Annotated in this window: 8 protein-coding genes; all 8 read right to left on the bottom strand. The window is 27.9% G+C overall.

Features of this window, described 5'->3' with window-relative positions; translation table 11 throughout:
* Positions 1 to 117 precede the first annotated feature (117 nt).
* On the bottom strand, positions 118 to 309 hold the full coding sequence (locus A500_RS14285; protein ID WP_016208276.1) for a response regulator: 192 nt from the start codon (positions 307 to 309) through the stop codon (positions 118 to 120).
* Between the two features lie 28 nt (positions 310 to 337).
* Entirely contained in the window at positions 338 to 2,137 is a 1,800-nt protein-coding gene (locus A500_RS14290; protein WP_016208277.1) for a sensor histidine kinase, read from the bottom strand.
* Between the two features lie 160 nt (positions 2,138 to 2,297).
* The gene (locus tag A500_RS19625) at positions 2,298 to 2,678 is read right to left on the bottom strand and encodes a hypothetical protein (RefSeq protein WP_051993170.1); all 381 of its coding nucleotides are present in this window, start codon (positions 2,676 to 2,678) and stop codon (positions 2,298 to 2,300) included.
* Positions 2,679 to 2,692: 14 nt separating this feature from the next.
* Positions 2,693 to 4,318 carry an alginate lyase family protein gene (locus tag A500_RS14295; protein WP_051993171.1) on the bottom strand — a complete coding sequence of 542 codons (1,626 nt, stop codon included), beginning with the start codon at positions 4,316 to 4,318 and terminating at the stop codon, positions 2,693 to 2,695.
* Positions 4,319 to 4,343: 25 nt separating this feature from the next.
* Positions 4,344 to 5,348 carry a sugar kinase gene (locus A500_RS14300; protein WP_016208278.1) on the bottom strand — a complete coding sequence of 335 codons (1,005 nt, stop codon included), beginning with the start codon at positions 5,346 to 5,348 and terminating at the stop codon, positions 4,344 to 4,346.
* 1 nt (position 5,349) lies between these two features.
* Positions 5,350 to 5,997: a bifunctional 2-keto-4-hydroxyglutarate aldolase/2-keto-3-deoxy-6-phosphogluconate aldolase gene (locus tag A500_RS14305; RefSeq protein ID WP_016208279.1), complete on the bottom strand. Its 648-nt coding sequence runs from the start codon at positions 5,995 to 5,997 to the stop codon at positions 5,350 to 5,352.
* A 48-nt stretch (positions 5,998 to 6,045) separates the two neighbouring features.
* Positions 6,046 to 7,176 carry a glycoside hydrolase family 88 protein gene (locus A500_RS14310; RefSeq protein ID WP_016208280.1) on the bottom strand — a complete coding sequence of 377 codons (1,131 nt, stop codon included), beginning with the start codon at positions 7,174 to 7,176 and terminating at the stop codon, positions 6,046 to 6,048.
* Between the two features lie 211 nt (positions 7,177 to 7,387).
* Positions 7,388 to 9,019: heparinase II/III domain-containing protein (locus tag A500_RS14315; RefSeq protein WP_207637412.1), on the bottom strand; the 1,632-nt coding region annotated here is incomplete at its 5' end.

Raw genomic sequence — 9,019 nt, forward strand, 5'->3', positions numbered from 1 at the left:
AATAATCATTAACATTATACTTTATAGCTGTTTTTGCAATTTTAAAATCCTCATAACTTGTCAAAATTATAAAAACAGGTTGCTTTGAATAATTTTCTCTACAATATTGTATAAGTTCTATTCCCCCATTATTGGCATTTTTACATCTGTAATTATAATATCTGGAAAGCTATTATCTATTATTTTTATTGCTTGCTCTCCATTAGATGCCATTCCAATTACATCTATGTCAAATTTATCCCAATTAATCATAGATTTTACACCCACTTGAACTAATGGTTCATCATCTACTATTAACAATTTATACATATACCTCACTCCTCCTAAAGTTATGCCTTTACTTTTTAACTTTATCGTATGGAATTACTATTATTATACTTGTATATTCATTTAGAACACTTGCTATCTTAATTCCGTATTCATTTCCAAATGTTAGTTTTATTCTATCATTAACATTTTTTATTCCTATATTATTAAAAGATTTTTTATCCAAGCTATTATCACCACTAAGTATCTTTTTTATTTTATCATCTGATATTCCTATTCCATTATCTTTTATTTCAATTTTCACTTTGTCTTCTTCAAATAAACCAAATGATATTTTAATTACTCCTTCATTTCCCTTAGGCTCAATTCCATGGAATATTGCATTTTCTACCATTGGTTGCAAAGTAAATTTTATTATTTTACTTAGATAAATTTTTTCATCTTCAACGTTATATATAACTTTAAGTGCTCCTCCATATCTATATTTTTGAATTGTTATATATTCATTTAATAAGTTTATTTCTTCTTCTATAGATATTATTTGATCTGTACCCTTTGAAATATTTTTTAATAATTTAGCTAAAGCTGATGTCATTTCTGGTATTCCTGTAACATTTTGAATGGTTGCCATCCACTTAATAGAATTAAGAGTATTATATAGGAAGTGTGGATTTATTTGACTCTGAAGCATCTTGAACTCTAAATCTTTTTTTTGTTTTTCATATTCTACTTTAGAAGATATTAAATCTGTTATTTTTTCAGATAAAATATTAATGCCTCTTCCTATAGTTCCTATTTCGTCCTGCCTCTCAATAGAATCATCAATTGAAAAATCCCCCATTGATATTCTTGCTACCTTATTATTAATTTTTCTAACAGGCTTACTAATCATTTCATTTAATATATAAGTTAATATACCTGCAAGAGAAAATAATAAAACTATTATTAATATCGAAAGTGGAATAAATAAGGATTTTTGTATAGAAAAATTGCTCTTTTTCAATGCTTGTCCCACTGCCCAGCCATCTAAATCTGACTTATACCAAATGTAGTTTACATCTTTATTTGAGCTGTCCTTTGATTTATAAGTAATAATATTATTATTTTCAACAACATCAGCTTTTTCATATTTATCTAAATCCACTAAAATCAATTTATTTTCTATGTATTTATAAACTTTTCCTCCTATAGATATAAAAATTTCATCTCCCTTATTTAGGTTATAACTATCTAAAAAATCTGTAATAATTTCTGTATTAATTGAAATATATACCCACCCAACCGAACTATTATCATAATAGCTATAAATAGGCCTAATAATAGGTATAATTTTATCTGCACTTACATCCTTTTTAAATGCATCTTCTTTTAAGCCTATCCATTTAAATCCTACTTCATTAAATAATTCATCAAAATATGGAACTTCCTTACTGACTTTACCATCCGTTAGGCTTCCTGCTGATGTATCAGTAATTATTTGCAATAATACTCCTTCTGGATTACTAATTATTAATCTATCAACATATCTGCTTGATCTTGAATTATTTAGTTCTTCTTTTACTCTATAATATGTATTTAAACTTATACTACTATTAATATTACTTGATGTACTACTTACATAAGATGAAACTTGATTATTAATACTGCACCATTTAGCTAATTGAACTACTTCATCAATTCTATTTTCTATATTCTTACTTACTATTTTTAAATTTGAAGTTGTTGTACTAGTTATCTTTTCATTTAATATGTGCTTAAAGGTATATAAACATCCGTATAAAATTAATATAGTTATTACTGCTGTTAACCCTATCATTATTGAAGTTACCCTAAACATTATTGTCTTATATGGTATATTAGTATTTTTCATAATTCTTCATCTACCTCTTATATATTATTAAAAACCCCTGCTTTACATATTATTATTTATATTTTATCATTTTTTTCACATCTTGAAAACATTTACTCAAATAGAAAATAACATTGCACTAAACTTATCTAATGCAATGTTACTTTTATTGAATAAACTTCTAATATACTAGAACTTTTCCTATTCTTTCCTCATTCTTACTTCTATTAAATACTACTACTTGCCCAAAGCCTATACATCCGTCTGCATTAAAGCTATCTGTAGGCGAAGCATAATCCTGATGAGCAACTACCACTGTATATTTCTTTTGACCCTTTTCAATATTTATAGCCTCTATAAGCTTATCCTCAAAAATTATTCCTTTAAAATTAGATTTAACCTTTAATTTCTGTACTTTCGCTTTTTCATAATTTTCTTTTGAGTTAGTTGATATAACAGTTATAATGGATGCAAACCCATCTGCTGAAACTTCTGTTACTAAAGTTTCTTTCATCTCATATTCATTATAATGTTTTGAATACCTTGTTTCTTTTATATTCAAATCAATATTATTTGCTAAAAAGCATAAATCTGTATAATTTTTTCACTAATATGATTAACTTCATTATTTGATTCCTTAGAAAGCTTGCCTGTATTATTAAAATGGAAATATTGATTATATTTATGCTTTGAACCTGCATAGAATTCGTCCACAATTATATATATATCAGGTTTTATATATATAATTCTACGATTTACAAATACTCCTCCGCCTTTAATATCATAGTAGCCTAAATGACCACCTTCAACATAATCATACTCATCACTTTTTACCATTTTTTGATTTATGGATCTTGCTAATTTGCTACAACCCCAAGGATCAACACAAACTATGAAATCTTCTTCATCAACCGTTGTTGTATTATGAGCGCTTGGATCTTTAAATTCATATCTATCTGGCTTATCTACGTAAGTATATCTACCTGAATCAACTAATATATCTTCACCATTTGCAAATAAATCTATATGAAGTTTATCTGAGTGTCCATGACCAGCACCTAAAGTACCACAATAAAAATGGAAGAAGTTTTCATCCTTACTCCAATCCGAATGAAGATAGTAATTTCCACTTTCCTTAAGTTCAATAGCAGTTTCTTTTGGTAGACACTTATCAATTTTTATATATTCTTTTGCAGCTTCAATTCCTAAATCCCATATACAATCAAAATCAAACTCATCATACCCACCAAATTTCAAAACTCCATCTTTATATGAATATGCTGCCTTAGTAATTATATCTCTAACATCTATATCATCGCTGTCTCCCATCATAATTTCATGATGATCTGGCTTTTTATGATAAAATGTTCCATATGCCATACTATATAATTTTCTTTCTATCACTTCTGGTAATTCAATATTATTTCTATCACATAATATTTTTACATCTAAATAGCAGTGTGCTACTTCATTATGATACATTGGTGATTGTTCCCAATGAACACCATCAGCATAAACTTGGACTTCTATTTCCTCTGCCAGTCTTTTTAAGGCTTCTTTTCTATATTCAGCAGTTCTTTCTGATTCTGGAAGCATAACTCCAGCTATAAATAATCCATGATTTTGAAGTACTCCCCAGTTACTAACTAATCTAAAGGTATCATATATTCCCATTAAAAATTCTGCATGTTCTTTTACTGATGCTTCAAAGATTTCAAAAACTTCTTCAGTTAAATGAGAACTATCTTTAAAGTACATAATTGCTTTTAACCAATACTCTAATCTTAATCCTGCTTCTATAGTTCTCCATGCAAGAGCATTTCTTTCATCTTCAAGTTTTACATTTTTAATCCAATGAGTCATTTGCTCAACAAATGCTTTTGCATATTTTTCATCTTTTGTCATCACATATGCTTGACCAAGACAAATCCAAAATCTATGTCTATTAAATTGATATATCCATTCAGGATCATCCTCCGGCATATGAAGCCAGTTAATTTCATCATTAAATACTTCTGGTACAACTGTTCTTTCCATATCCCATCTTAAATTAAATAAAAACTTTTTATTGACAACATCATCAGCTACAGCAAGAATATCCTTAAATTCATTCATGTAATTTTTACTTACATATTCACATATACCTTCTATATCATCCATAAAAAATTTTTTATTTTGACTAAAAAAAGTGCTCTTACTCATAATTAATATCTCCTTTAATTAATTATCATCTTTGAATTTTTGTTCCTTCATTTCTCATAATGCTTTCTATTTCATCAACATCCACACAATTTGCATCTCCAAAAATACTATGCTTTAAAACAGATGCTGAGTTTGCAAAATTACTTATATAATTTCCATCTTTACTTTTTATAATTCCATATAAAGCTCCTGCAGTTAAAGCATCTCCGCCTCCAACTCTATCTATAATATCATCTATTTTTAGAATGTCAGATCTATATAATATACCCTTATTAAAATAATTACATTGAAGATAGTTAATTGAAGAAGATTCTATATCTCTAAAAGATGAAAACATGTGAACTATATTTGGATAAATTTCTTCAAGTTCAGTATAATAATATTTAAGCTTATCATGTTTATCTTCTATATCACATTTCATATTTAAAATATTTTCTGCATCTAAAACTCCAAATGACAAAATATTTACATATGGTAGAATATCTAAAGTAGCTTTTCTGGCTTCTTCTAATGACCATAATTTTGCTCTATAATTTGAATCGTAACTAACTAATATGTTTTTTTCTTTACATTTTACTAAAATATCCTTTACAATTTTTCTTATGTCAGGTGATAATGCTAAAGTTATGCCTGAAAAATGAAATATATCTATACCTTCTAAAGCTTCATCAATATTAATATCTCCATACTTAAGAGTGCTAAAAGCTGAATTTTCTCTATCATAAATAACTTTAGACCCCCTATTACCACTTCCTATTTCCAAAAAATATATTCCCGTCCTTTTATTAACTCTAGTTATATTTTTTGTATCTATTGATTTACTATTCAAGTATGAAATAATTGAGTCTCCAATATAATTACTAGAAAGTCTTGTTATAAAACTAGTGTCGATTCCAAAATTAGATAAAGATATTAAAACATTTGCTTCGCCGCCACCATAATTGGCATTAAAATTATTGGCTTGGCTAATTCTATTTCCTCTATTAGTAGATAAGCGAAGCATAATTTCTCCAAATCCTGCTACCTTCATATTAATTTCCTCTTAAATCCTTTAATTTGTCAGTATATTGGCTGCAAATTTTAGTTATTTCATCATAGTTACCAGCTTCACCAAGAGTATTTAATTCTCCACCAATTCCTATCATGTTAGCACCTGCCTTAAGCCACTCAGATATGTTATTTAATCCAACTCCACCTGTTACCATAACATTAGCATAAGGTAATGGTCCTTTTAATGCGCATATAAACTTTGTTCCAAGAACACTACCTGGAAATACCTTTACTACATCTACCCCACTTTCATAAGCTTTAACTATCTCAGCTATAGTCATGACCCCTGGTATATATGGTATTTGATATCTATTACAAAGTTTTGCTGTCTCTTCACTAAAAGATGGAGATACAATAAATTTTGCTCCTGCTATAATAGCTTGTCTTGCTGTTTCTGAATCTAAAACAGTTCCTGCACCAATTAATACAGATGTATCTTCTGAATACTTATTACTTAAATCTGATATTATTTCATTGGCAAATTTATTTGTATAAGTGACTTCAATTGCTTTTACTTCACCTCTTATGCAAGCCTGTGATATATTTACTCCTACTTCCTTACTACTTCCTCGTACTACTGCTACAACACCCAAATCATTAAGCCTAGTTAAAATACTGTTTCTTTGCATAAGTTTTCCTCCCAATTAATATAAAATTTATATTTATTTTTTATTAGTTTACCAAAATAGTAGTTCATCGCCATTCAATATAGATATACCTTCAACAAAATAGTAATCTCCATATATTAATGGAACATCTAAATTAGTTTGTTCTGGGAAGTGTCCTGTTCCATTCATAATTAATCCTTCTTCCTTTTCATTATCCTTACTTGAACATTCTATATATAAAGCTTTTAGTATTTCTTCACCTGCATTCTTATATATATAATCCTCAAATTCTCCAGCATACTTAGATAGTAATAATAATCCACACGCTGCTATTGCTCCTGCTGAAGAATCTGGATATCTATATTTCTTTTCTCCATCTTCTGGAACTCTAAAATCCCAAACTGGACATTTATTATCTTGTAAGTTTGATATAAAATAATGTGCTGTTTTCTTTGCTGCATTTAATATTTTTATATCCTTTGTATATTTATAAGAAAGTGTTAATCCATATACAGCCCAAGCACATCCTCTTGCCCAAGCACTATTTGGTGCAAAGCCTTGTCCTCCAAGTTTTTCTACAACTTCTCCTGTTTCAGAATCAAACACTACCATATGTTGAACTGATCCATCTTCTCTTATAAAATGTTCTAAAACCATGTTAACGTGTCTTTTTGCAATATGTTTAAACCTCGGATCACCAGTTTCTTCTGATGCCCAATATAATAGCGGTAGATTCATCAAACAATCTATTATTGCAACGCCACTATTATCTTTTCTTCCAATCCATGCATTCCAGGCTCTAATATAATTTCCTTCTGTGTTAAATCTTGCTGATAACAAATTTGCTGCAAGTAATGCACGTCTCCTCGACTCCTTATTTCCAGTTAATTTGTAATTAGCTAAACTAGTTAGTGTCCACATGAATCCCATATCATGATCTATACATTCTGTATTAGTAAGTAAACGATCCATCTTTTCTTCACATTGTTCTGCTGTTATTTTTAATGAATCATCATTTGTTTGTGAATACACCTTCCACAATAATCCTGGCCAAAAGCCAGCAGTCCACCACTGTTCATTTTCTAATTTATATTTCCCATCATGTGATGCATGTGGAAAATTAACTCCTATTTTTCTATTATTAACTTCTGTTTTTTCTATAATAAAATTTAATGCTTCTTTTTTCCAATTATTATTCATGTTATTTACCTCTCTTTAACTATGTTATTTTTTATGAATTACTAAAATAATAAATGTATTTAAATACTATTAATCACTTATACTTTTTAATTAACTGTTGAATCCTTATCATAACTTATATAAATATTAAATTTTTCTTCCATAGATTGTACATCTTCTTTAGAAATTAGATTACTTCTATAAATAACATTTATTTGATTATAATGATTTATTACTTTTTCTCTTCTAAAGAATACTTAAATGTATCAGGATTATATTCTAATATTAATTTATCATTATTTATTTCCCACATTATTTTGCCTTCATTAATTAATTTAGAAGGTATTGAGCTAATAAAGCCTTCATTTATTAATATGTTGTTACTGGATTTAAACTTATCTTTAATACTTAAAATATCCTTCTTATACATAACTTCTCTAATGCACGAATTTATTAATTCTTTAGGATATGCATAAGTCAGATCTAACTCAAGTTCAACATTACTACTGCTTATTTTTTTATTTAATATTTCACATTTCTCAGTTCCAACAATCTGCTCTAAGTTGTTTATAAGAGGAACTGAATGCCAATAGGACCTTGTTTGATCATATGAATATCTTTCTTCTCCAAAATATCCTGCAGTATATAATCCAGCCCCTAAATCTGTTAAAACCATATTGCCATTAACAGCCACTATAAAACTTCCTAAATCATTATGATTATGTGGTTCATCATTATTACCGCCTTTTATAGCAAAGGTTATTTTATCTTTCCTAAGTACCATCCATTGAGCATCTTCTAAAAATTCTACTGAATCAGAAGGTTTTTTATTAAATACTTCTTCTGTTGTCCACCATAAATTTCTACTTAAATGTGCCCATCTAAAGCATTGATCAAAGTCAAGTGAACTTATTTTAGTAACAAACGGAACTTTAATATTATAGTTTTTATATAAATATGATAATAATCCTGTTGCAACTGACATATTAACAGGAACATCAGAAAATGGAACGAATTTATTTTCACTAATTTGAATTATATTAGGAAAGTTAGCTATTGTTTTTACCTTATTATAATTTTCATCAAAGATTTCTCCTTTTAATGCTTTATAATAATTGTAATATCCAAATCCATAAGTCCAATATCCTACACCTTCTAGTGATGCACCATCATCTCCAAATCCTAAAAGATAGTATTTTAAAGCTTTTTCTACTTTATATATAATTTCCTTTTGCTTACTCTCATCGGCTATTAATAATCCAACTATTCCTATGCATCCAGAACATACTGCATTCCAGTTATGAGTTTGCTTTTCCCAAGTCCAAGTATTATTTAAAAATGGTTCTATAACTCTTTCATTTATTCTCTTTTTTATATGAGCTTTAAGAGATTTATCTATTTTATCTTCATGGATTATTAACAGTTCACTTAATGCTTGTGCAGTCTCTGCAGAAAATAAATCTATTATCTTATCTGGCTCTTCCGCAAATCCAACTTCATCATATTTTAAATGTGCTGCTAAGCACCAACTAAATTCATTAGATATAGACCACAATAATTCATTAAAATAATTAACTACCTTTTCTAAATCCTCTTCTTCTTCTGAATCTTTAAATTGCAAATATAATCCTAAAGCCGATAGCTGCTTACGTCTGCTAAAGTAGATATCTTCAAATTCTCTTCTAATACCATTCTTATAAAAAGACATATATGACTTATATGATATTTGTGGTATTTCTTCTTTTAATATTTCATCTACATAAATTTTTATTTCTTCTATTAATGGTTTTGTAATTTTATTTGTTGGAATTTTTTTATGAAAATATTCATACACCATATATTTCTCCTTTTTTAAATATAAAAA

The organism is Clostridium sartagoforme AAU1 (assembly GCF_000401215.1).
Classification (GTDB): Bacteria; Bacillota; Clostridia; order Clostridiales; family Clostridiaceae; genus Clostridium; species Clostridium sartagoforme.